The 22,188-nt window shown below is 60.0% G+C and carries 28 protein-coding genes; 5 read left to right on the top strand and 23 right to left on the bottom strand.

Translation table 11 applies throughout. The annotated features are described in order from the left end of the window. Positions 1-86: 86 nt before the first annotated feature. Positions 87-1,244: a porin gene (locus tag KVT32_RS21145; RefSeq protein WP_180098135.1), complete on the bottom strand. Its 1,158-nt coding sequence runs from the start codon at positions 1,242-1,244 to the stop codon at positions 87-89. A 493-nt stretch (positions 1,245-1,737) separates the two neighbouring features. On the opposite strand from KVT32_RS21145, the gene KVT32_RS21150 reads away from it, so the two are divergent. Then, positions 1,738-2,046 (top strand): DUF4148 domain-containing protein, encoded by a 309-nt coding sequence (locus KVT32_RS21150; protein ID WP_227741282.1) that lies wholly within the window; start codon positions 1,738-1,740, stop codon positions 2,044-2,046. Positions 2,047-2,394: 348 nt separating this feature from the next. Here the strand turns inward: KVT32_RS21150 and KVT32_RS21155 are convergent, their stop codons facing one another. Both KVT32_RS21155 and KVT32_RS21160 read right to left on the bottom strand, forming a co-directional pair. Then, positions 2,395-2,676, bottom strand: coding sequence for a DUF4148 domain-containing protein (locus KVT32_RS21155; protein WP_152385244.1), 282 nt, complete (start codon positions 2,674-2,676; stop codon positions 2,395-2,397). 102 nt (positions 2,677-2,778) lie between these two features. After that, complete coding sequence (locus KVT32_RS21160) at positions 2,779-3,114, bottom strand: DUF4148 domain-containing protein (protein ID WP_152385245.1); 336 nt, start codon at positions 3,112-3,114, stop codon at positions 2,779-2,781. 323 nt (positions 3,115-3,437) lie between these two features. Here KVT32_RS21160 and KVT32_RS21165 point away from each other — a divergent pair, with 323 nt between their 5' ends. Beyond that, positions 3,438-5,393 (top strand): heavy metal translocating P-type ATPase, encoded by a 1,956-nt coding sequence (locus KVT32_RS21165; RefSeq protein ID WP_254636970.1) that lies wholly within the window; start codon positions 3,438-3,440, stop codon positions 5,391-5,393. Here KVT32_RS21165 and KVT32_RS21170 read toward each other — a convergent pair. From KVT32_RS21170 to KVT32_RS21190, 5 genes are all read right to left on the bottom strand, one after another. Further along, on the bottom strand, positions 5,356-5,655 hold the full coding sequence (locus tag KVT32_RS21170) for a hypothetical protein (RefSeq protein ID WP_152385247.1): 300 nt from the start codon (positions 5,653-5,655) through the stop codon (positions 5,356-5,358). The genes KVT32_RS21165 and KVT32_RS21170 overlap by 38 nt on opposite strands. Before the next feature lie 36 nt (positions 5,656-5,691). Further along, positions 5,692-6,351, bottom strand: a complete 660-nt coding sequence (locus tag KVT32_RS21175; protein ID WP_152385248.1) for a thioredoxin domain-containing protein — start codon at positions 6,349-6,351, stop codon at positions 5,692-5,694. Next, positions 6,348-6,797: a disulfide bond formation protein B gene (locus tag KVT32_RS21180; RefSeq protein WP_217618828.1), complete on the bottom strand. Its 450-nt coding sequence runs from the start codon at positions 6,795-6,797 to the stop codon at positions 6,348-6,350. Before KVT32_RS21180 ends, KVT32_RS21175 begins: the two co-directional genes overlap by 4 nt. Before the next feature lie 42 nt (positions 6,798-6,839). After that, positions 6,840-7,349, bottom strand: coding sequence for a copper chaperone PCu(A)C (locus KVT32_RS21185; RefSeq protein WP_180098134.1), 510 nt, complete (start codon positions 7,347-7,349; stop codon positions 6,840-6,842). 61 nt (positions 7,350-7,410) lie between these two features. Continuing rightward, on the bottom strand, positions 7,411-9,537 hold the full coding sequence (locus KVT32_RS21190; protein ID WP_152385250.1) for a heavy metal translocating P-type ATPase: 2,127 nt from the start codon (positions 9,535-9,537) through the stop codon (positions 7,411-7,413). Between the two features lie 68 nt (positions 9,538-9,605). Between KVT32_RS21190 and KVT32_RS21195 the strand changes: the two genes are divergently transcribed. Continuing rightward, the gene (locus KVT32_RS21195; RefSeq protein ID WP_152385251.1) at positions 9,606-10,019 is read left to right on the top strand and encodes a helix-turn-helix domain-containing protein; all 414 of its coding nucleotides are present in this window, start codon (positions 9,606-9,608) and stop codon (positions 10,017-10,019) included. A gap of 791 nt (positions 10,020-10,810) precedes the next feature. On the opposite strand, the gene KVT32_RS21200 is transcribed toward KVT32_RS21195, so the two are convergent. From KVT32_RS21200 to KVT32_RS21260, 13 genes are all read right to left on the bottom strand, one after another. Next, positions 10,811-11,101 carry a HigA family addiction module antitoxin gene (locus KVT32_RS21200; protein ID WP_217618834.1) on the bottom strand — a complete coding sequence of 97 codons (291 nt, stop codon included), beginning with the start codon at positions 11,099-11,101 and terminating at the stop codon, positions 10,811-10,813. Between the two features lie 5 nt (positions 11,102-11,106). Beyond that, entirely contained in the window at positions 11,107-11,454 is a 348-nt protein-coding gene (locus KVT32_RS21205; protein WP_152385253.1) for an XRE family transcriptional regulator, read from the bottom strand. Continuing rightward, positions 11,447-11,812 (bottom strand): type II toxin-antitoxin system RelE/ParE family toxin, encoded by a 366-nt coding sequence (locus KVT32_RS21210; protein ID WP_152385254.1) that lies wholly within the window; start codon positions 11,810-11,812, stop codon positions 11,447-11,449. Before KVT32_RS21210 ends, KVT32_RS21205 begins: the two co-directional genes overlap by 8 nt. A 164-nt stretch (positions 11,813-11,976) precedes the next feature. Continuing rightward, a complete protein-coding gene (locus KVT32_RS21215; protein ID WP_152385255.1) occupies positions 11,977-13,962 on the bottom strand; it encodes a ParB N-terminal domain-containing protein in 1,986 nt (661 codons plus the stop codon). A 26-nt stretch (positions 13,963-13,988) separates the two neighbouring features. Next, positions 13,989-14,138: a hypothetical protein gene (locus tag KVT32_RS21220; RefSeq protein ID WP_162876433.1), complete on the bottom strand. Its 150-nt coding sequence runs from the start codon at positions 14,136-14,138 to the stop codon at positions 13,989-13,991. A 72-nt stretch (positions 14,139-14,210) separates the two neighbouring features. Continuing rightward, positions 14,211-14,660, bottom strand: a complete 450-nt coding sequence (locus tag KVT32_RS21225; RefSeq protein ID WP_152385256.1) for a hypothetical protein — start codon at positions 14,658-14,660, stop codon at positions 14,211-14,213. A 40-nt stretch (positions 14,661-14,700) separates the two neighbouring features. Continuing rightward, on the bottom strand, positions 14,701-15,126 hold the full coding sequence (locus KVT32_RS21230; protein ID WP_152385257.1) for a hypothetical protein: 426 nt from the start codon (positions 15,124-15,126) through the stop codon (positions 14,701-14,703). A gap of 527 nt (positions 15,127-15,653) precedes the next feature. After that, the gene (locus KVT32_RS32635) at positions 15,654-15,977 is read right to left on the bottom strand and encodes a ClpX C4-type zinc finger protein (protein ID WP_152385258.1); all 324 of its coding nucleotides are present in this window, start codon (positions 15,975-15,977) and stop codon (positions 15,654-15,656) included. A 408-nt stretch (positions 15,978-16,385) separates the two neighbouring features. After that, complete coding sequence (locus KVT32_RS21240; protein ID WP_152385259.1) at positions 16,386-16,580, bottom strand: hypothetical protein; 195 nt, start codon at positions 16,578-16,580, stop codon at positions 16,386-16,388. A 5-nt stretch (positions 16,581-16,585) separates the two neighbouring features. Beyond that, complete coding sequence (locus tag KVT32_RS21245; RefSeq protein WP_152385260.1) at positions 16,586-16,840, bottom strand: hypothetical protein; 255 nt, start codon at positions 16,838-16,840, stop codon at positions 16,586-16,588. Further along, on the bottom strand, positions 16,837-17,484 hold the full coding sequence (locus KVT32_RS21250; RefSeq protein ID WP_057287135.1) for a DNA methyltransferase: 648 nt from the start codon (positions 17,482-17,484) through the stop codon (positions 16,837-16,839). Before KVT32_RS21250 ends, KVT32_RS21245 begins: the two co-directional genes overlap by 4 nt. A 301-nt stretch (positions 17,485-17,785) precedes the next feature. Next, on the bottom strand, positions 17,786-18,685 hold the full coding sequence (locus KVT32_RS21255) for an N-6 DNA methylase (RefSeq protein WP_152385261.1): 900 nt from the start codon (positions 18,683-18,685) through the stop codon (positions 17,786-17,788). Between the two features lie 307 nt (positions 18,686-18,992). Then, complete coding sequence (locus KVT32_RS21260; RefSeq protein ID WP_152385262.1) at positions 18,993-19,403, bottom strand: antirestriction protein; 411 nt, start codon at positions 19,401-19,403, stop codon at positions 18,993-18,995. A 346-nt stretch (positions 19,404-19,749) separates the two neighbouring features. On the opposite strand from KVT32_RS21260, the gene KVT32_RS21265 reads away from it, so the two are divergent. Next, positions 19,750-20,598 (top strand): hypothetical protein, encoded by an 849-nt coding sequence (locus tag KVT32_RS21265; protein ID WP_152385263.1) that lies wholly within the window; start codon positions 19,750-19,752, stop codon positions 20,596-20,598. 142 nt (positions 20,599-20,740) lie between these two features. On the opposite strand, the gene KVT32_RS21270 is transcribed toward KVT32_RS21265, so the two are convergent. Next, positions 20,741-21,067, bottom strand: coding sequence for a hypothetical protein (locus KVT32_RS21270; protein WP_152385264.1), 327 nt, complete (start codon positions 21,065-21,067; stop codon positions 20,741-20,743). Positions 21,068-21,317: 250 nt separating this feature from the next. Here KVT32_RS21270 and KVT32_RS21275 point away from each other — a divergent pair, with 250 nt between their 5' ends. Further along, positions 21,318-21,980, top strand: a complete 663-nt coding sequence (locus tag KVT32_RS21275; RefSeq protein WP_152385265.1) for an SOS response-associated peptidase — start codon at positions 21,318-21,320, stop codon at positions 21,978-21,980. A 2-nt stretch (positions 21,981-21,982) separates the two neighbouring features. On the opposite strand, the gene KVT32_RS21280 is transcribed toward KVT32_RS21275, so the two are convergent. Continuing rightward, positions 21,983-22,183, bottom strand: a complete 201-nt coding sequence (locus KVT32_RS21280) for a hypothetical protein (protein ID WP_152385266.1) — start codon at positions 22,181-22,183, stop codon at positions 21,983-21,985. Between the last annotated feature and the right edge of the window lie 5 nt (positions 22,184-22,188).

Genomic DNA, 22,188 nt, shown 5'->3' on the forward strand with positions numbered 1-22,188 from the left:
AATGGCTCCTCTCGCCAAAAAAATGAGGACATAGCGGGTTATGGGCACCCCACTATGTCCTCCGCACGCTAGGTGCGCATTACGCGTCAGAATGCGTGGCGCAAGCCGATCACCGCCTCCCTGGCTTTTACATCGCTTTGAAATGCAAAGTTGTTCGTATAGGTGGCAGCAGCGTACATCGTCGTGCGCTTCGAAAGCGTGTAGGAGTAGCCCAACGCAAACGTGTTGCTGGTCGAGTCTCCACCGGTCAGGTCGCTATTGTTCGGATCGACTCGCTGCCACGAACCAAACATGCTGCTAGCGCCACCCAAGGGGACGGATGCTGCGATCAGATAGGAATTCGAGCTGAAACCATCGACGAATGTGTTGGACGGCGTACCGCGGAACGTTCCGACCGAGGCGCTCGATGGGAGCCCCTTGCCAGCAAACCAGCCATCGGTTGCTCGTTCGTATGCCAGCGCCAGCTTAAAGACTTCAAAGTCGTATGAGCCGCCCAGCGTGAACGAGCGAGGAGTGGCCGCAGTTTGGGCCGAGGTCAGTTTGTTCGACGCATTCAATTGGTCATATGCGAAGAATGCCATGAGCGGACCATTGGCATAGCTAATGCCAGTCGTAATTGCTCGAGTGTTATCGGCCGTCCGGAAGCCCGTCTGGGCCGCGTTACGGTCGTCGGCATTAAATGCATAGCCAGCCGATAGGCGGAAGCCGCCCATCGAAGGGCTTTCATACAGCGCCAGGTTGTCATAGCGCACGAAATACGCCGCGCTGAAGCCAAGGCCTCCACCCGTATTGAGCTGCGTGAAGCCGCCGCCAAATCCGGAACCATACATCGAAGCCATAAGACGCGACGCTACGTTGTACTGGCGCCCAAGACGAAACTCACCCCATTGGTCGCTGCCAAGGCCGATGGTAGCTTCACGACCGAACAGGCGATTGTTTTGGAGAGACGAGCCGTTAGCGGAATCGTACCCAGACTCGAGGCGGAAGGTCGCGTACAGGCCATCACCCAAATCTTCCTTTCCGCGCAGGCCCCAACGCGACCCGGCCGTTTGGCCATTAGTCATCGCCACTCGGCTCCCGTCGAATTCGGACTTCGCGCCCGTTCGAGGATCAGTGTAGGACCCGTCGACCTTGGCGTAGCCAATCCCGGTATCAATAATTCCATACAGCGTTACCGACGACTCGGCGTATGCAGCCGTGGAAAGTGTTGCCGCAGAAATTGCCAGCAATAGAGATTTCTTCACAAATTGCTCCTTTATCACAGAGGCGGACTGGATGGCCTCGCCGATAGAAGAAACGCGAAGTCCGTTTCGCATTTCCATTTCGCGGTGTCTATTCGGCAAGTGCCAAGCAAGTGTGGAGATTGTTCATCGACAAAAAACCAACGATTGGATTACATATATGTCTGCATCCAGTCATTAATGACCATTAACCGCTGCGTGCCAACGCAACTCTATGTTTCCTCTCGATTTTGCAGCGACGGAGGACAATTCAGACCCCTTAACGCCATCCGTTAATTCTCATACGCTCCCCACGTGCGGTTGCAAAATCACAACACCCTTCCAAAATCGAAATAGACACTCGTGGGCTCCACATTTCCAAATCCGGACAAAAACGTAATTTTGTAGTCGCGGTTTGGATGGGATGTCTTCGATACAATTCCTATACGCGTTAAGTGATGATGATTTATTAATACCGGCGTCAGTGCGTACCGCCGGTAATCAAATGGAGTTGGCGATGAAAATTTCCCTCAAGATCCTTTCGGCCGTCGTATTGATTGCGACGCCCATGGCGTACGCTGGCGCGCAAACCGCAGTGCCGGCCAACGCAGCCTCGACGTACTCTAGCGGAATTGACCGGGGACTCACTCGAGCGGAAGTACAAGCAGATCTCGCAGTGTGGAAACGTGCAGGAGTGGATCGCTTCTGGAACCAAGACGAAACGCCCGACATTTACAGCCGCGAATACAGAATGGCGTATGCGGAATATGTTCGCCTTCGCAGCGGCACCGAGTATCAACAAGAGCTGGAACGCCTCAAACGCTAAGGCGATCTCCACCGGCGGCGAGCGGCCTCCTCCACCGCGAAGGGAAGAGGCCTTTTTTGGTGCACATTCTATCGAAATGTGCACCTTTTTTTATTGAACAATTTCTTCGGATGAAGACTTAGCCGTTTCGGAATCGGCACCTCGACATCATAGATGAAAGCAAAGAGAAAGGACCGTTAAAACGGCGAGAGCGACGCTCGCATACAGCCAAGGTGGCCTCGAGCATCGCATCCCAAGTTGGTTGCCCAACGATTTTCTTCGATATATCTAGACAGTGGACGACTTACAGGTGACAGGCCCGCTGTCTTTTCTGGCAGAGCCGCACGCACTGTATGAAGGAACGCTGCATTATTGCTCTTCGCCCTTGAGGCGATTAAGTTCCTCCTGATACTCCGGTCCGTTGCGAAGCTCCAAATAGTTAGCATAGCTCTTACGGTAGGACGCACTGTAAATATCGGGTGTGTGCCGACCTTTGTAGAACTTGTTCATTCCGGCTCGCTTCCACATGGCCAAGTCAGCACGCACTTCTGCTCGCGTTTTCGCGCCCTCGGCCGATGGTGCAGGGCCGCTCGTCATCGCGCAGCCAGAAAGGAACATCACCGAAAGCGCAATTGCGACACGAATCCTCATACATGACCCTCGAATTTAGTTTCGCCAACGGACGGAGGAGCACCCAACCGCGTGGAATTTCCCCACGAATGAGCGCTACCTCCTGCCAAAAGCAGACGGCACTTAAGCACCGGTGTTGTAGATTTCGTCGAGGCGCGCACGCTCTTCGGGGGTGATCGAATCGCGTTCTTTCGCAACTTGCTCACGGGTTTTTTCAGTTGGAACCATCCAACCAGGCTTTGCCGCATTCAGGTTGGTAAAGAACCATTCCCTCTTATTGGATTTTGCGGCGACGAGCTCCTGCCGAACTTGCTCCGAGGTTTTTCCACTTTGGCTGTCGCTAATGTGAACTTCGTAGCCGATCTCAGTGTTTGTATTGTGAAATGTGTCGGCGTGGGCGGTCGAACTCAGAGCACCCAAAGTAAGTGCGATGGCGGCGCTAGAAATAGTTACTTTCATCTCAGTGATCCTCACGTTAGTTGTCGTCGCGCAGAAGCGACTGACTTAATAATGTAAAGATCGCGTTTCGACAGTTTGCCGTCTTTATTATTACAATTCTGTAATGATGCGCTTCGTCGACCGTTCCGCTTTTAGAATTCCGACTAGGCCAATCCGGCGGAATTGGCGCGCATCATAAACGACTAATTGCGTACGGAATAGCCGTTTCATGACACGCCTCCTCCAAACACCACATGGGACTTTTGAGTGTTGCCTTATGACCGAGAACCAATAAGTCGGCGGTTCGCGTGAATGGCAGTGAAATCCAAAGCAAGGACGTAAAAATGACGACTAGCATCACCCGGGCGATTACAGCGCTTTCAGCGGAGGTATATTTTGCTTTCGCGTGCGGCGCGTTGCTGGGGACCGGGGCCGGGATTGAACGCTGGTGGCCGTCTATCCCGGGATGGGTGCCTCTCGCCATGTACGTCTCGGCGTACGTGTTTGGAGGAGCTTTCACCGTGCGAGACGCCTTCAATAGCTGGAAGGAGCGGCGCCTCGAAATCGACAGCTTGATGCTCATTGCCGCCGCTGGCGCTGCCGCGCTCGGAGCATGGGCCGAAGGCGCTCTCCTTCTCTTCTTGTTCAGCCTAGGGCACGCGCTGGAGCATTTCGCGATGGGGCGGGCGAAGCGGGCAATCGAAGCCCTGGCAGAACTTGCGCCAAAAACGGCTACGGTGCGTCGCGATGGCCAAGTTCGCGAGATTGCAGTCGAAGAAATTGAGGTGGGCGACCAGGTTATCGTCAAGCCGAACACGCGGCTTCCCGCAGACGGCTTTGTCATCAAGGGAAGCTCAAGTGTCGATCAAGCCCCCATAACAGGCGAGAGCATTCCAGTAGACAAGGCCCCCGTGCCTGACGCTGCCATTGCGCGCAGCCGGCCGGCTGGCGTCGATCCCAAATCTCAAGTGTTCGCCGGCACGATTAACGGGTCGGGCCTGATGGAGGTCGAGGTCACTCGTAAGTCGAGCGACTCAACCCTTGCCCGCGTCGTAGCGCTGGTCGAGCAGGCCGACGTTAGAAAGTCGCCAACGCAGCGGTTCACGGACAGATTCGAGCGAATCTTTGTGCCGACCGTCCTAAGCATCGCGTTCCTATTGCTTTTCGCCTGGGTCATTGTTGATGAGCCATTCCGCGATAGCTTCTACCGCGCGATGGCGGTACTTGTCGCAGCTAGCCCTTGTGCTCTTGCCATCGCAACGCCGAGCGCAGTGCTTTCAGGTATCGCTCGCGCGGCACGGGGCGGCGTACTCATCAAGGGCGGCGCCCCGCTGGAGGAACTTGGAAGCCTGAAAGCACTAGCTTTTGACAAAACCGGTACCTTGACTGAAGGCCGCCCTCGAATTACCGACATCTTGCCGGCACCTGGGGTCTCCGAACAGGAGCTAGTCGCGATTGCGGTGGCAGTAGAGTCGCTAAGTGATCATCCGTTAGCCGCGGCCATTGTTCGAGATGGTCGCCAAACTCTCGGAACGTATCCGATCCCAGAAGCTTCCCAGGTGGAAAATTTCGTTGGCCAGGGAATCACGGCCAAAGTGGGTTCGCAAAGCGTATGGATCGGAAAAGTTGAGATGTTCGGCGCGTCTGGCATTCCGCAGCTCGAAAGCTCGACGATGGCCGCCGCCGACGAGTTGCGGGAGGATGGCCGAACAACGATGGTCGTGCGACTGGGAGACAGAGATCTCGGTGCCATTGGACTAATGGATACGCCACGGCAGGGTGCTGCCGAAACCATAGAAGATCTGCGGCAACTGGGGATTTCCCACATGGTGATGATCTCTGGCGACCATGAGAACGTCGCCCGCGCCATTGCGAACAAAGTGGGCATTGAGGACGCACGGGGCAATTTAATGCCGGAGGACAAAGTTCAAGTGATTCGCGATCTTAGGGCTGATGCTGAAATCGCGATGATCGGAGACGGTGTGAACGATGCCCCCGCCATGGCAAATGCGACTGTGGGTATCGCCATGGGTGCCGCCGGATCAGACGTCGCACTGGAAACGGCCGATGTCGCTTTGATGGCGGATGATCTGCGCCATCTGCCTTTTGCGGTCGGACTGAGCCGCCAGACTCGACGAATCATTCGTCAGAATCTGTACGTCAGTCTCGGTATCGTCGCTGTCCTAGTACCTGCGACGATCATGGGGCTGAGTATGGGCGCTGCAGTCGCCGTCCATGAAGGATCGACGCTGCTCGTAGTTTTTAACGCTTTGAGATTGCTGGCCTACCGAAAGGGTTAGGAGGTTCCGTTACGAGCTTTTCGAGCCAGGAAATTCGTCCCGAGCAAAGTTCCAAGAAGCGGACTCGCGTAAAAGCGCGCCCCAATTCCGCCTTCGGCGCCCGGAGAAACGTCACGAACAGCATGAGCGCCAGGGCCGGATTGATGGCCGCATCCAGTGACGTGGTTGCCGGGGTGAGATACGCCGTGAGCGCCGCAAGGAACGTGGCGAGGAGATAAATGGAGATCTGGTGGCGTTCCAGCCAGTCACGCAGACGAGTCATGGCATCTTCGGTTCTGATGCGTGGGCGGAAAAGCAGCTATTTTCCACCACCTTGCAGCGCACGCTCGACAGCAGTCGCCAAACCCTCGGGGCTCAGCCGGGTCAGGCGCGTGCCATTGACGAAAAATGTCGGCGTGCCTTTGATTCCCACCGTGTTGACGTCCGCCTCATCCGCCTTGATGAGGGCGCTGATAGCGGCATCGTGCATTTCTTCGCGCGCCCTCTTCTCATTCAGCCCCACCCTCACCGCTGCGCGCCATGCCGCAGTCACGTTGGGATCGTCGTGCCATTCGGGCTGGGCCTCGAGTATCGCCTCCAGCACCGGTTCGAAGAGGCCCTGGCGGCGCGCGGCCTCCAGCATCCGCACGGTTTCCTCGGATCCCTTGTGGAACAGCACATAGCGCATCACCACGCGGACGTCGTTCGGATACTTGCTCAGGATCTGCTTGACGTAGGGGTAGAACGCCCGGCATCCCTCGCATGAGGGATCGAAGAACTCCACGATGGTGACCGGGGCATCGAATCGTCCAATCACCGGCGAATGAAAGCGCACCAGTGTCGTGGCTTCGGTCGCCGGCGTTCCCGTTTGGCTGGCTTGCGGCGAAGGCTCGCTTGCCGGGCGTATGAGAACCGCTGCCGCGGCAAAGGCAATGACCGAGACAACACTAATGATGATGACAAGCAGACGTCGATTCATTTTTTTGAGTGGAAACGGACCAATAAGAGGGAGAGGACGACGAAGGTGAACGCGATCAGGGAAAGAAACGGCAGTGGTATCGAACCGAAGATTGCCATTCCGGCCCCTGAGCATGACGCCTCTGCCGAGCACGCGACGATCTCAGGTTCGATCACGCGCCAGTACAACAAGGTGTGGTAGGCGGCGAATCCTGCGCCGGCCCCCGCCAACGGCAAGGCGTAGCGCCAAGCGCCCAAGTCGCCGCGGTAGCAGGCAACCCCAAGCACCACTACCAGAGGGAACATGAATATCCGCTGGTACCAGCACAACACGCACGGCGTCCTGCCGAGCACTTCCCCGATGAACACGGCGGACAGGGTCGCAATCAATGCCGTCACCCACGCCATGGTCAGCCAGGCGGCGGCGTTTCGCGCATGATTTGTCGACCGAGAGGCAACACTCGACACGGCAGGCTCCTATCCCAATCCCACGTAGCGTTGTGTGGGGTGTCAGTGCGAATGCGTTGCGCCGGCGCCGCCGCTGATGGCGCCAGGCGATTTCAGCGAACCGATAGGCCCGGCGCGCAACTCGACGGCAATCTCCCCTGCCCGCTCGAAGCGCAAGGTGACCGGCACGACCTCGTCCTTGACGATGGGTTGCTTCAACCCCATGAACATGAGGTGAACGCCTCCCGGTGCCAGAACCACTTCCTTACCGGCCGGAATCTCCAGGCCCTTTTCCAGCCAGCGCATGCGCGCCATACCCCCAGTGGTTTCGGACGCATGGATTTCGGTTTTGTCCGACAACGGCGAACTGGCGCCAATAAGCCGGTCCGGTTGCGTGCCGCTGTTGACCACCGTCACATACCCGCCGCCGACCCGAATTCCCGGCGGCGTCGCGCGGGCCCACGCCTCACGAACGGTCACGGTCGACGATTCCGCCGCTTGGACAGCGGGAACGACGGAGGTCACCAGCGCGGAAATCGCGCAAAGTCCGATGCAGGTACGGATGCTGATCAATGTTTCACCTTTTGGTCTGTAGAAGTTGGGAAGCCGCACCAATTCGGCCTGGCAGGCGGCGTCAATCGTGCCCGCGATAACGCAGTAAACGCAGCGCGTTCGCCGTCACTAGAACGGTGGCGCCGGTATCCGCAAGGATTGCCATCCAGAGCGTCGTGACGCCCATTACCGTCGTCACCAGGAAGATCGCCTTCAGGCCAAGCGCGAGCGCGATGTTCTGCCAGATATTGCCGAGCGTGACCCGCGATAGATCGATCAGGTTGGCGATGCCCATCACCCGGTTCTGAAGCAGCGCCGCATCCGCGGTTTCAAGCGCAACATCCGTGCCACCGCCCATCGCGACGCCGACTGAGGCCGTGGCCAAGGCAGGTGCGTCATTGATCCCGTCGCCCACCATCGCGACATGGCCCTCTTGCTTCAGCGCTTCGATGGCGGCCAGCTTCTCTTGAGGCAGCAGCTCAGCCTGCACACTGACGCCCAAGGCGGCCCCGATCGCATCGCCCGTTCGGCGGTTGTCGCCCGTCAGCATGACGGTCTTCACCCCCATCCCAAGCAAGCGCTTCAGCGCCTGGGCCGCGTCAGCACGCGGTTCATCGCGCAAGGCGATCAGGCCGCTGATACGCTTGCCGGCCAACACCACGACCACGGTTTTGCCTTCCTGTTCCAGCCTGGAAATGGACTGGCGAACCGGATCCTCGATGGGAGCAAGTTCCTCGGCATAGCGTGGCGACCCCACCGAGGCAAATCCCGATTTCAACCGCGCGGTAACCGCCTTGCCCGGGATGGCGAGCGCCGCCCCGAAACTCTGCGGCAACTCCAGGTTCCGGGCCTCGGCCGCTTCCACGATTGCCGCGCCCAAGGGGTGGCTGGTCTTGCGCTCGACTGCGGCGGCCCGGGCCAGCACCTCGTCCTCGGTTCCTTCGACGGCGACGATATCTGTGATGCGAGGACGGCCTTCCGTAAGTGTTCCGGTCTTGTCGAAAGCAACGGTTTTGATCTTGCCCAAGGTCTCCAGAGCCGCCCCGCCCTTCACCAGCAGCCCCCGGCGAGCCCCGGCGGCCAGACCTGAAGCGATTGCCGCGGGCGTGGAAATGACCAGCGCGCACGGGCAAGCAATAAGCAGCGTCGCCAGGCCGCGATAGATCCAGGTCATCCAGTCGCCATCGAACAGCAGTGGCGGAACGATTGCGATCAGGAGAGAAACCGCCATCGCCGCCGGGGTGTAGACGCTGCTGAACCGGTCAATGAAGCGTGCCAACGGCGCCTTGGACTCTTGCGCCTCTTCGACCATGTGGATGATGCGGGCGATGGTGTTGTCCGCCGCCGTCCGAGAGATCGACATGCGCAGCTCGCCATTGCCGTTGATGCTGCCGGCGTACAGGTTCGCGCCAGGCTCCTTTGCCACAGGCACGGATTCCCCGGTGATCGGCGCCTCGTTCACCTCGGAAATGCCCTCAAGCACGGCGCCGTCAGACGGAACCCGGTCGCCGGGCCTGACGATGGCGACATCGCCTACGGCGAGCTGTTCCACAGGGACGGTTTCAAGTTTGCCATCCTGTTCGCGAAGCGCTTGTCTCGGCGCGAGATCCATAAGCGCCTTGATGGCGGAACGTGCGCGGCCGGCGGCAACGGTCTCCAGAAGTTCACCCACCGCAAACAGGAATATCACCACCGCGGCCTCTTCCGCAGCGCCGATGACAAGCGCGCCGATAGCGGCCACGGACATCAGGGTTTCAATGCTGAACGGGGTGCCCGTGGTCGCACTGGCGTATGCCCGGCGCACGACAGGCACGATGCTGACGATGGCGGCCGCCGAATACACCCAGCGCTCGAATTGGGGGAAAAGCTGGGCTGCGATGAAGGCGACGGCAAACGCCAAGCCTGTCATCCACACCAGCCTGGCCTTCTTGGTTCGCCAGAATGGCAGCGCATCCTGATCACCCGAGCTTGCCGCAGTCGCGGCTGCGTCGTGACTGACAGGCGTGAAGCCCAGCGCGCGGATTTGGGCCTCGATCTTTTGCTGGCTGCTGCGGTCTTCGTCGTAGGACAGCGCCAGGCTTTCCTGACCATAGCTGACGTTGATGTCCGTCACGCCGGGAAGGCGCTTCATGGCGTTTTCGATCTTGACCGCACAGGCGCCGCAATCCATTCCCTCGATGCGCAATTTGAGGGCTTTGTTGGTGGACATAGCAGAACTCGACATGATTTAAACAATCCGCGTACCATAAACCCCGTAGTGACTACAGAGTCAAACCTATGAGCGCACGGCCGCTGACCATCGGATTCCTCGCACGGGCAACCGGCACCAATATCGAAACCATCCGCTATTACGAGCGTGAAGGCTTGCTCCCGCCGCCTGAACGGACGCAGGGCAATTACCGCGCCTATGAACCCAGCCACCTGCAACGACTGGCCTTCATCCGAAAAGCGCGTGACCTGGGATTCTCGCTTACTCAGGTTCGGACACTGCTATCGCTATCCGATGACAAAACCCGCTCATGCGCCGCCATCGATGAGATAGCGATGGAACACCGAAAAGCTGTCGAACAGAAGATCCGAGACCTTCGGGCCCTGAAATCCGAGCTCGACAATCTGATCGATCAATGCAGCTGCGGTACCGTGGCCGAGTGCCGCATCATCGAATCACTGTCGCCTCCCCCTGTTGCCTAGCCGCCGATCGCAGCCCATCCAACCTCGAACTCGGATCTAGGGAAGGGTTAGCCTGGTGTGCGCCCTCATCGCCGCTGTCGAGAGTTAATTAACTTCGAAGCCAGTTTCCATTTGAATAAGAAGGCTGGGCGAGATTTGGTTTATCCACGTTAGGCATCGCGGATCTCTGAAGTTTGGATTGGGCCAACCACTTCATTGAACTTGGGCATGCAGAAAAAAAATGCCTCGTGCTTCGGTCCTTGGGCCTTAGTCCTCTCCTCCAGTCCACAACCCGGCAATCAGTTGGCGCGTTTGTCTCAATATGGTCTCAACCTTGTCTCACGCCTGTCGCATTTGTGTCTCGCAACAGTCTCACATGTGTCCCATTTGCGTCTTATGTATGTCTCAGAGGTGTCTCAACACGTAGGGCCGGACTGCGAAATTGGCGAGAATTGGACTGATGAATACAGCAGAAATCCGCGTAAAGCGGCCATTCTTGCGGCCCACGGCATTTGTGCGTGCTTCGTTGTCAGACAAAAGAAAACGGCCGACCGCAGGGAAAACCCAAAATAATCAAAGAGATGACAGCACCCGAAGGGTGCGTCCTGTGTGGTGGCCTTAAGGGGCCCGGCGCCGCCCCTGGCGCCGGGGACTTTAAGGGCACCTGTGAGCGTCCGGGGGACGCTCACGAAGTCCGAAGGACGGCCCCACCGGCGCAGCCGGTGGGACTGGACGCCCCGATCAAAACCCGCCGTTCATCCAAAGCAAAAGGCCGCCCTAGGGCGGCCTTTTGCTTTGGCGGATGTTGAAAGTCAGTGCATGCCAGCAGGAAACGCCAGCGGCCTGACGGGCGGCTGTTGACGCTGAAGCGCTTGCCAGAGGTCATAGTTGGCCTGCATTGTCATCCATGCCTGGGCGGTGCTTGCCCCGGCTTGTTCCAGCCGGACAGCGAGGTCCGGGCTGATACCTGCATTGCAGTTGAGGACACGGGACAGGGCCACCCGGGACATGGCAATCCGGTCAGCCGCTTCGGCGACGGACAGCCCGAGTGGGGCAATAATGTCCTGCCGGAGAATTTCGCCGGGATGCGGAGGGTTGTGGATCACGGCTATCTGGCCTCCATATGCTCAGTCCCACCGGCCTGAGTAGACAGGTCGGAAAAGTTGCTGATCCGCACCGATCCATCCGGAAAACGGGCGACCACATCAAGCTGACCACCCATCGCCTCGATGTGGCTGCGCAGCGTCGAAATGTACATGTCCGTCCGCTTCTCCATCTTGGCGATGGACGGTTGCTGTACGTGCAATATCTCGGCCAGGACCTTCTGCGACAGGCCCCGAGCTTGACGCAATTCTTGGAGCGGCATGTCTCGGAGCATTTCGGCCGTGGCGGCCTGGGCGCGAGCCTGAGATTCCGGCGACATGGCCGAGCGGAGCGTTGAGAATTTCTTAGCCATTGATCTGCCCTTCCTTTCGCAATTGTTCCAAATGATCGTCGTACAGCTTGTCTGCTCGCGGCACGAATTCTTCATACCAGCGGTCCTTCCCGGTTTTGTCACCGCCTATGAGCAAAATGGCGGTTCTCCTGGGATCAAACGCATAGAGCGTGCGCAGCGGATGGCCGCCCGCCTGTGTCCGAAGCTCGCGCATGTGTTCGTGTTTCGAGCCGTTTATCCCACTCGAATGAGGAAACCCAAGCGACGTGCCTCTTTCCTCCAGAAGGCCGACCGTAGCGGCCACTGATTCCTGCTCGCTGACCGACAAGGTGTTCCACCAGTCTTCGAACTCGTCCGTGAACTCAACTTCCCAAACCATCAGTTCCCCGCCTCGGTTGTTTGCTCGATTATAACCTAGAGGGAATATTCCATCAAGGGAATACCCAGGAGAAAATCGATGGTCATACGACCGACGGGCGGGCAATGCCCGCCCGTCCGCACTCGCTTCTAAGTTCCCCATCCGCCCGGGTGCCCGAGTGGGACTTACGGCTCCATTTCTCCCATCGGGTGTTCCACCGCCATTGCGACCTGAAGGGGTTGGACGCGCATCAGTTCAGGCACCCAGCCCTTCCCTTCCAGCAATTGCTCGGCTGCTGCGGCGGCCTGGGCCTTCTTCATCGCCAGCAGCGGCTTCGCCTGCTCGGCATCCATCGCCTCGGTGACCACTGCCGCTATTCGATCCTTCGACACATGGGCAAGGTAGGACTGCGCGGTCGGCTTCCACCACTTGCTCATGTCCAGGCCAATCACTTCGCCCAAGCGGTCAAGGTGCCGGGGTTCCTTCCCATAAGAATGGCTTTGGCTGCGGTATATCGAAACGCTGGACAGTACGGCCAGCAAGTCGAGTAGGTCCGTGAGCGACTGCTCCAACAGCCAGGGCAGTACAGCCGCACCGTCCTCGGGAATCTGATTCGTGACGGCCTCAATCTGCGCCTGCACTGCTGCCCACGCCGGACTGTCCTTGATGCTCTCGTCCGTCTTCGCCAGCTCGTAATGCGCTGTCCGCATCGAAACATCGAACGAGTCTCCGGCGCTGCTTCGGCGGCTGCTGTCGAAGTCGCCAAGCATCTGCTCGATGAGCAGGCAAAGCGCCAGGGTGGGACGCATCATGATTTCGGCCTGTAGGGCAATGACGCGCTGTGCCTGGAGTCGGTTGGTCAGCGCCTCGGAATGCACGGGGCGCGTCAGGACCGGGGGCAGGTCCACGCCCGCCGTCGTCTGGCCGTGGCCCTCGTCGCTGCGCATGACCTGGGCCACGGCCTCGCGCTCGTCCTGGCGGATCAGGCCACGGGTGACGGTCAAGTCGCCGTGATAGTCCAGGTGCACAATCGCTCCGCACAGGGCTTTCAGTTCAACCGGGTAGTCGAAAAGCTCCGCCCGGATCTCCCGAATTTGTCCTTCGTAGCCGCGAATGACGCCGCGACGCTTGTCCAGGTCGGCGACGTCGTAGCCCTCAATTTCTTGCAGTTCAGCAAGCTTCGTTCGCGCAGCGTCGATCTTCTTTTGCAGCCCGTCGAGTTGCTTGGCTTGGGCCTTGTCCGGCTCTTGGTAGGAACGCTGAATCTCGCCAAAGGGCTTCTTGTCGGGGTGCTCGAACGACAGGCGGCACTCCACCCACAACCAACCCTCGGCCTGCACCGCCTTGAAAAGTTTGGAACGCTGCATCTTGGCGTCGGCCATGCTGCGCACCTTTTCCGGGTCGGCCAAATAGGCGTCGTCCTCGAAGAGGTCGCGGCGGACTTCTCCGCCCGCCTTCTCGTAGGCTGCGACGGTCACGTACCGCGCCACGGGCGAATCGCCGCGCATTTCGGTTTCGGCCAGCAACCGGCGGATGCAGTAGTCCCGGTTCCAGGTTTGGCCGGCCGAAGCCTTCCATGCCGCCTCCTGGCGGGCGTGGTCCGAAACCGACGCGAGCGCCTGCATTTCGTCCATCTTGATCTTGCCATCGCGGAACAGTTGCATGAGCGTGGGCGACACGCTGCCCAGCGCCAGCAGCTTCTTTACGGCCGATTCCGATGCGCCATGCGCGGCGGCGATTGCCGCGACCGTCCAGTTGTCGGCGCGCAGGCGCGCATATGCTGTGTACACGTCGGCCGGGTGCATCGCCTTGCGCCCGATGTTCTCGATCAGACTGGCGTGGTGCGCATATTCGCCTGGGATCACGAGGCACGGGACCGCGTAGTCGGCGGGAAAAACGCCGTCTTCGATCAGCAGGCCGAGGGCCGTCCAGCGCCGTCCGCCCGCGCACACCTCATAGGAGCCATCCGGCGCTGCGACGACAACGAGGTTTTGCAGCAGCCCGCCCATCGCCTGGATGGTGGCTTTCAGTTCCAGAATTTCTGCGTCTTGTTTGCGGTCCTGCGGGCTACGCGCTTGATACGCTTCGCTCAAACGCAATTGCGAATGAGGGATATCCATGCGCGTGGCGGCGGCGTGGACGGCGGCGAGTTCGTTGGAATCGAGTTTCATGATTGGGGTTCCGGTCGATATCGAGATCAGTGCAATTGGGCGGGGACTTCGGGCGCGTCGAGCGCGGCGATGAGGGCGGTAAGCTGGCGCATCGTCATCGCGGGGATGCGAAAGCTCAGGCCCAGCCGGTGGGCGCGGCGCATGTCATGCGCCAATCTGATAAAGTCGTGGTTCATCACGGTTCTCCTTTTGACGGGTGGGTCGAGGTGCAAGCCCCTATCGGTTGCAGCCGAGTAGGGGCTTTTCGTTTAGTAGCCGAGCCAGTTCAGCAGGTCGCGCCCGCGATACAGCGGCTGATCGCCATGGTCGGCAAAGAAGTCTTGGGCGTTTGCTTGGTGGTCGCGCAGTTGCAGCACTACCTGCAACCGCGTCAAAACGGCTTCCTCGGCCGTCTCTCTGTCGCGCAACCCGTCCGCGTCGACCACGCCGGTATCCAACAGGTCGGCCAAGAGTTCGATGAGGTCGGGGCGATGGCCAGTCCAAGCAACGAACTCGTTTTCAACTGCGACAGTCACGACGGGCGCAAAATCAAAGCCATTACGAGCCAGCGCGGTCCCGTAATCCATGGCGCTGCGTTCGGCGTACTGAACGCCGCGCTGCGCCAGGGCGGCTTTGGTCAAGGCGCATTCAGCGCCTCCCAGGACGGTGTAAAGGACGATAGTCGTATCGGTCGTGTCCTGTTCTTGGGGTGCGTTCATGGAAAGCCTCCTTTCGTTGCGCGGATGGGTTGTCGAGGGGTTACTTGGCAGCGAGCGCCAGGACGTGCCCGCCGCTCAACTTCTTGGCGAAGTTCCAGCCGCTTGTCCAAGCTCCGACCAGAACGGGCACGTCTGCCAACAGCGCGGGCATGTCGGTCTGTTCGTGGCCTGCCTTGCATTCTTCTTCGCCCAGGCTGAAGGCCATGTCCATTGCCCGCGTCCACAGCAGCTTGCGGACCTCTTCGCGGTGCCGATCTTGCGACCGAATCCACATATCCAGCACGTCCACGCCGCGCCGGTCTTGACGCGCCTGCGCACCGAGCAATTTCTCTATCGCCAAGGCCACAATGTTGGTATTCAGCGTCGCGTGGTCGTTCATGTTCGTTTGCTCCAAAAAGAGAGGTCGCACGCCACCCGATCCTGAAGAAGTCGTCCGAGCGTGGGTTTGTTGGATTTGGTTGTTCATGGTCTTTCCCTCCGCGTTGTTCGCATCCGTTCCTGTGAGGCCTGTCCGTGCCGTCCGTGACCGCGGAGGGACGACTGGAAAGGGCCGGAGCAGAGGCCGCATGCGGAGCGCAGCCGTAGGCGAGCACCGAACGGGTGAGCACCGGACCCTTGGAGGGAGGAACGCAGTGGTACGGTCGGCGTTTTAGGACAGGGCTCGCGGGGACGGATGCATTGCGAGAGACAGGGCGGCGACACCAAAGCCAGGCGCGCGCCGAGCGCCCTACCCGCGCGCAGCGCGGGTCATACTGGCCGCAAGGCGGCCCGCAAGCGACAGCGCGCAGCGCCGGCAGGCGCGAAGGCGTGAGCCGACCGGAGGGAGGGAAGGATGGAAGCCCCGAAGGGGGTGAGACTGGCGGTGTTGGCCAGGCTCAACGCGAAGCGCGAGAGCCCGACCCGCAGCCGCAGGCGTAGGGGCACGCCCAGGGGTGAACTCTGGATCTGAAAACGACCGGCGCCGGCGTTCAGGCCAGGCCGAATACCATCAACTTAGTGCTGAGAATCCGTCGACGGCGGCAGCGAAACGTTCAGACGATCTAGGGCCTTGTTTGCCCGATCCCGCGCCTGATCGATGAGTTGATGCTGGCGGACGATGTAGTCAAATAATTCTTTCGGACGATGCTCGGCTTCTACCAACGACTGCTCGTTGATGATCCCGATGCACATTTCAATGCACTCGTCGCAGATCGTGACCTGATCGTTGTCACCCCGGGCAACCAGCTTTCGCACTTCGTGCTGGGACTTATCGCAAAACGAGCAGTGCAGCACTGGCGGCCGCTCCTTGGTCCGGCGTTTCTTCTTCGGCTCATCCATGTCGGCACCGTGCCAAGGGTCGCGAGGCACGCAATCTAGCACAAGCGGAGGCAGTCGGGATGCGTGTTTATCCTACTGGCGTGCGCTTTCTTTCGTGGCATTCTCGAAAAAAAAAAGCAGCCAAAGTTTCCAATCGGAGGAGAATTTTGGAAGGCACGATGGTTATCCACGGTGTCCGGGCCACGTATAGGATTGTTCGCTCGGCAGACGCCAAAGGGTTCAGAGCGGAAGTAAAGATCGGCGCCAACGGTTGTTGCATGTGTGTCGGCGGGGCCGATAAAGTATTCGCCAATGAAACATCAACTCGCAGAGCAGTCCAAGAGGGAATCACTGTTGGCTTCATGAAACAAGTAGCGGGAGGCGGAGCGCTTTAGTACATAGCGCCGGCGTATGCCGGCGCCGTGTTTTCTACCCTCGGCGATGATGGTCCACCATGCCGGCCAAGTACGCGGCCTCTAAAGCCGCGCGCAACCGGCAAATAGACACCTCGTAAAGTTCCAGCTTGGCGCCTGCGGGGCAATCCAACGTCTCCAGATTCAGAAGGCGGCTGGCAATGTCGGCAATGGCGGCGCGAGCCGCCATGGAAAGTTCAACCATGGCCATGGGGCTCACTCCGTGTCTAGCTCGCCCAGCACCTGGCGGGCGAGTGCGTTGAGGTCGATTTCTGACCTGGCAATTGCCTGCACTTCATCCAGCGGCAGGGATTCGATAAGCGCTGCCATGCGGCGCTCGTTTTCGCGGGCGGCCAATGCCGGCCAAGCACCGTACTTGGCAATGGCCGACAGGCCATCAGGGTTGTTTCGTCCGTAGCCCTGCAGGAAGGCGATCAACCCTTGCGTCATTGCGTTGTCGTCCCGGCTCATGCTGCGATCCTTTCTTGACGGGCGAGTTGCAGGCGTTGCGTCGCGGCGGCGTGATACTTCGGGTCCATTTCGATGCCGTAGAAGCGTCGGCCGACCTGGCGGGCGGCGACGCACGTGGAACCGGAGCCGGCGAACGGGTCCAGCACAATGTCCCGCGGGCGGCTAAACGACTCAATCAGCGGCGCCAAGCATTCGACGGGCTTTTGCGTCGGGTGGTGGCGGTTGCCGCTGTACTTCCATGGCATGACGTCCGGCAAGGGCTCGGCCGGCAGCGCCGGCTGACCCTTGGCCAGCAAGTAGGCCGACTCGTGCTGATACGCCAGAAATCGCGCCTTAGATTGGTATTGCTTCGCAAACACGAGGTGGCCGACGACGCGAAAGCCGGCGGCGCGCCAGGCGGCAAAGAATCGGTCTACGCGGTTCCAGCCGTAGAACGAAATGCAGAAGGCGTCATCGCGAAGGACGCGGAACATCTGTGCAAACGCCGGCGCCAGCCATTCGTCGGTACGATCGTTGGCGATGCTCCGGCCGGAGCGGTCCACGTAGTTGACGAGGTATGGCGGATCGGTCAGAACCAGATCGACGCAGCGATCGGGCAAGGTGGGGAGAACGGACAGGCAATCGCCCAGGACAACACGACTCATGGTTGGCTCCTTGCGTGCAGCAATGTCAGCCGATCTGCATTGCACTGCACGGGGCATGCGGGCGCAGCCCATGAGAGCGCGGTCAAGGGACGTGGAATAAATAGTGAGCGCAGCGAACGGTTTATGCCGCGAAAGCCCTTGAAGATGGGCCGCGGCTACAAAGCCGCGCGCGCCGCGGCCCGGTCGTCCGTGCGGGAGGGGGATGCGACTGTGTGCTCCGTGCAGTGCTTGTTGGTCTGCATGTGCCGAAGATGGCGCGTCGCCGGCGCGCCAGGCCCCGACAGGGGCCACTGCAACCTCGCTAGAAGAGCGACATCTGGCCAGCGGCAGCAGCTTGGCGGATGGCCTTCGGAATGGCCAGCAGCGGCGCATCGATCTCGGCCGATGTACTGTCGGCCGCGACCTGGTCGACATCGACCTCGTCAATGTCCGCCGGCGCCTGCAGGAGCGCTCGAGCGCCCTCTTCCGCTTCGCGACGGCGAAGCCGCGCGCGCCAGCCGCCCAGGATATGGGCAGGCGTAAACCACTGCTCGCGGCACTCGCCTGTCAGGCCGTTGCCGTGAATAACCAACGCCGGCACGTGCAGCAGCGCGAGTTGGATGAACGTCATGTGCACGCAGCGTTGATCGATGTCGATCGCGGTCGCGTGCATGCACTGTTGATAGTTCAGTTGCGCATCGTGCAGCGCGTGCGCAGCTGCGATCAACATGCCGCCGGCACCGCAGGCCGGCTCCAGTACCCGTACGAACCCCTGCGCGTTCGTTTTGTCGACCAGCGCCTGGCAGTTGCCCATCATCATGTTGCCCATCAGGCGCGACACCTCGTACGGCGTGAAGAACTGCCCGGCGCCTGCGTTGCCCATGTCCAGCATCATGAACGTGCTTCCCAGGACATCGCCAAAGTCTGCCGCCTCAACGCGTAGTTCGTAGGACATCACCAGGTGCGCGAACGCCTGCACGAGCAGGTCGAGTTCGGCCCGCTCATACTGAGCGATCACCTGAAGGTAGCGCTGCTCGCGCACGTCGCGCTGCGCGAGGTCCGCACGGGCCAATGCGATCGCGCAAATCTCCACCCAATCGCTCCAGACGCGATCGATACCACGGGTGTACGCGACTTGGCGCAGCAGGCCGACAATCTCCTTCTGGTGGGCGTCGGTGTTGTTCAGAAAGCGACGCTGTTGTGCATTTGAAGTTTTGGCCATGTGGTCTCTCCGGTTGCCAGGGCGGGAATGCCCGGAACTTGAGAGGCACGGCGCAGCGCAGCGCTCAAGTGTCGAAGACGGCCGCGGCCGCAAGCGCTGGCGGCACAGCCGGTAGCGCGCCGCACTTGAACGCGAGAACGACGTGGCATCCTGACCGGGAAAGCAGACCCGCCACCCCGTATGGCTTTCAACGGTCTTCGTTCGAAGCGCACGCGTTCCCGTGCAGCGCCGCTTAGCAGGGGCTGAGCGACGATGGCCTAATTGCGCGCAGAAGAAAAAAGGCCCGCCGAAGCGGGCCGGGATGGCGTCAATCGATCGCCGCGAAGATGGCGTTTGCCTCGGCGTGTTCGCCGGCGAAGTCGCGCAGGGCGTGGTACTTCTCGACCAGGTTGTCGCTGGGATACTGACCGCACAATTCGCAGAGGGCGTAAAGCGTGGCCACGATGCCGGCAGCGTCTGCCGACATGGTGCGATCGCACCAGTTCATCGGCCATTCGATGCGAAGTTTGTCGTAGTCGGCCGGCGCCATGTAGAAGCCGTTCGGGATGTCGTAGTAGTGCCAATAGCCGCCCGCGTACTCCTTCGAAAGACGGTCGAGCCAGTTGTAGACACTGATCTCGCCGCGCAACATCAGGCGGCGCCCGAACGCCTTGGGCAGAAAGTCCATGCGATCGCCATCGGGAACCAGGCGTGCGACGGAAAGAGTGGCTTGGGTCATGTCGTGCTCCTCAGAAGTAGGGCCCGGCCGGGTGGCGGGACGGGAGCACTGGCGCCCTGCGGAACAAGCGCCGGGGGCAAGGGGACGTGGAATATAAAGCGAGCGCAGCGAGCGGCTATATGCCGCGAAAGCCCCTTGCCCGCGGTGCGCGCAGGGCAAAGATGCGCCCAAGGCCTGACACCAGCGCCAGGCCCGGCGTTGCGGATCACACGAGCTGGCCCTACTCTGCAAAAAACGTGATTCCGCTTCCGCTTATGAGGCGGTCCATCCCGTAATGCCGCGGCAGTATGATCCAAATGCGAATTCGGACCCGTCAAACTCCTCAGGAGCCGCAGGCAAATTAACCATGACGACACAACCAAGCGAACTTTCAATAAACACGCTCTTGCTAAAACGTCCCCCGGGCACGGCAGGCTTCATTAACGAAGCCCTTGACTATTATCCAGGGCTTGGATATCAGCTCAAAGCGCCCGACGACTTGCTTATGCACTGCGAAGGCAAGTTGTGCAACGGTGAACGGTACTTTGAACTAGCGACGGACGAATGCGATAGAGATGTCTCCGCTTCTATCCCCTCGTACCCGCGACTCGCTTACCACTGTGCAAATTGCGGTGACACACGAAGAGTTTTTATCTTGGAAGTGATTCGTACCGACACCAAGGCCGCGGTAGTTTCAAAGGTGGGAGAACGACCGCCGTACGGTCCTCCGGTCCCTTCAAAACTTATGTCATTGATCGGCCCCGAACGAGAGACCTTTCTAAAAGGGCGCCGTTGTGAAAACCAGGGCTTAGGCGTTGGCGCATTCTCCTACTATCGGCGAGTGGTGGAGATGCAGCGTGCAAAGATCTTCGACGGAATCATCGCCGCCGCAGGAAAGTTAAAGATGGAGGCGGGAAAATTGGAGGTACTTCGGGCTGCGGCGGCGGAGACTCAGTTTTCGAAGTCGCTGGAAATGGCGAAAGATGTCATGCCCGAACAGCTACTCATCCAAGGCCATAGTCCTTTGAAATTGCTACACGCAGCACTGAGCCATGGCGTCCACAATATGACGGACGAGGAGTGTCTTGAACGGGCTGAGAGCGTACGGGTGGTATTGGGTAACCTAGCAGAAGCGGTAGCTCAGGTGACAAAGGACGAAGCCGAGCTCACGAAAGCAGTGAGCGTGCTGCTTAAGCTGCGCACGCAATCTTCTTGAGATGGGGTGCACTGACATTACTTTCCCACTAGACATATGGCATGCTTCCATAACCATGAGTCGAAAATTCCATTGCCTGGATGCACAGCTGGGCGAATTTGGGCCTCGGACCTGACACCAGCGCCAGGCCCGGCACTGCAGGTCAGGGCATGATGCCCTTCTCTGCGAACGAGACGATCCTGCTGCCGGCCACGACCAAGTGGTCCAGGACGTTGGCGGCGCGCGGGTTCAGGTACATGATGCCGAACACTTCGTGCTCCAGACTGAGGTTCAGGCGCAGCTGCAGGAACTCGCGCACGCGCTTTGGCGAATCCATGTGTTGGCCCTGCTGGATCTCCTGCAGGACGACCTCACGTGCCGCAGCGAGGATATCTTTCGGCGCGGCCGGGCGCACCGCGCCAGCGGAATCCTGCACGAAGAGCGCGCCGACGGCGTGATCGATGGTATTGAACGCGATGGAATGCTGCATTGCTGGATCTCCAGTGCCGGGCGGGATTGCCCGGCGATCCTGGGATACGCTGCAGCGGAGCGGTCAAGTGGCCTGCCGGCCCTGGCGCAAGCGGCGCCGGCGCCGCCGGCGTTGCGCAGCACTTGACGGCGAGAACAGCGTGTCACAATCGCCAAAGACGCAAGACTGCCCTCTCCCCCTGGTGGGTCTCCTGCAGGACGGCATGCCCGAGCCTATACTGGCCGGACATCTGCATTCACAGAGGTGATCGATGTGCGGTCGAATCGTCCAGAAGTCGGGTCCGCTGGACTACGTTGAGCGGATCTTTACCAACCAAAGCCAGATCTTCGCGGACCCAGCGGGGCCGCGATTCAACATACCCCCGGGCACGCGCCCGCTCACTTTGCATCGCCTGACTGAAGGCACCGAGGCCATCGCCAGGCTCCCCTGGGGTTACAAGCGTCCCGATTCCAAACACTTCATGAGCAATGCCAAGCTGGAGACCATCCTAAAGAATGGGTGGCCTTGGCGCTTTCTCATCGGAGCTGGCCGCATCCTTGTGCCGGCGGACGGTTGGTACGAATGGCCCGTGCTGGCGGACGGTACCAAGCAGCCCCACTACAGCCAGGGTCATGGCCCGCTCTACTTTGCCGCATTGACGGCCTGGTCGCCGGGCGCGCCGCTGGATGCCGCTCACGGCTTTGCGATCGTGACCAACGACACCAAGGGCGGAATGGTAGACATCCATGCGCGGCGTCCAGTCGCCCTGCCTGCGGACATCGCGCAACGCTGGATTGACCCGTCAATCTCGGCCAGAGATGCGCGGGATCTGCTGCACGAAGACGTGCCCGAGGACGCTTTCACGTGGCATCCGGTCCGGCAAGAAGTCGGCAATTCGAAGTATCAGTTGCCAGACGCCATCGACCCAATCTGAGGTTAGGAGCGAGACTGGTGATCGAACAACGCAAGCGCGGCTTCGAAGGAAGCGCGCATGCCGATCAGGCGCGGCGTATCTCCCCTGCTGTGCCATAGCTCGTGCTGGTAAAGGCCATCCACCCAAACGCGGCAGATGGTCCACCCGGGCGGCCCCGCCCAGTAGTAGTCGTCCATACGGCGCCAATCTTCTGGATCGATCATGGCTA

Origin of the sequence: Achromobacter sp. GbtcB20, assembly GCF_019091095.1 — a bacterium.
Lineage (GTDB): Bacteria > Pseudomonadota > Gammaproteobacteria > Burkholderiales > Burkholderiaceae_B > Achromobacter > Achromobacter mucicolens.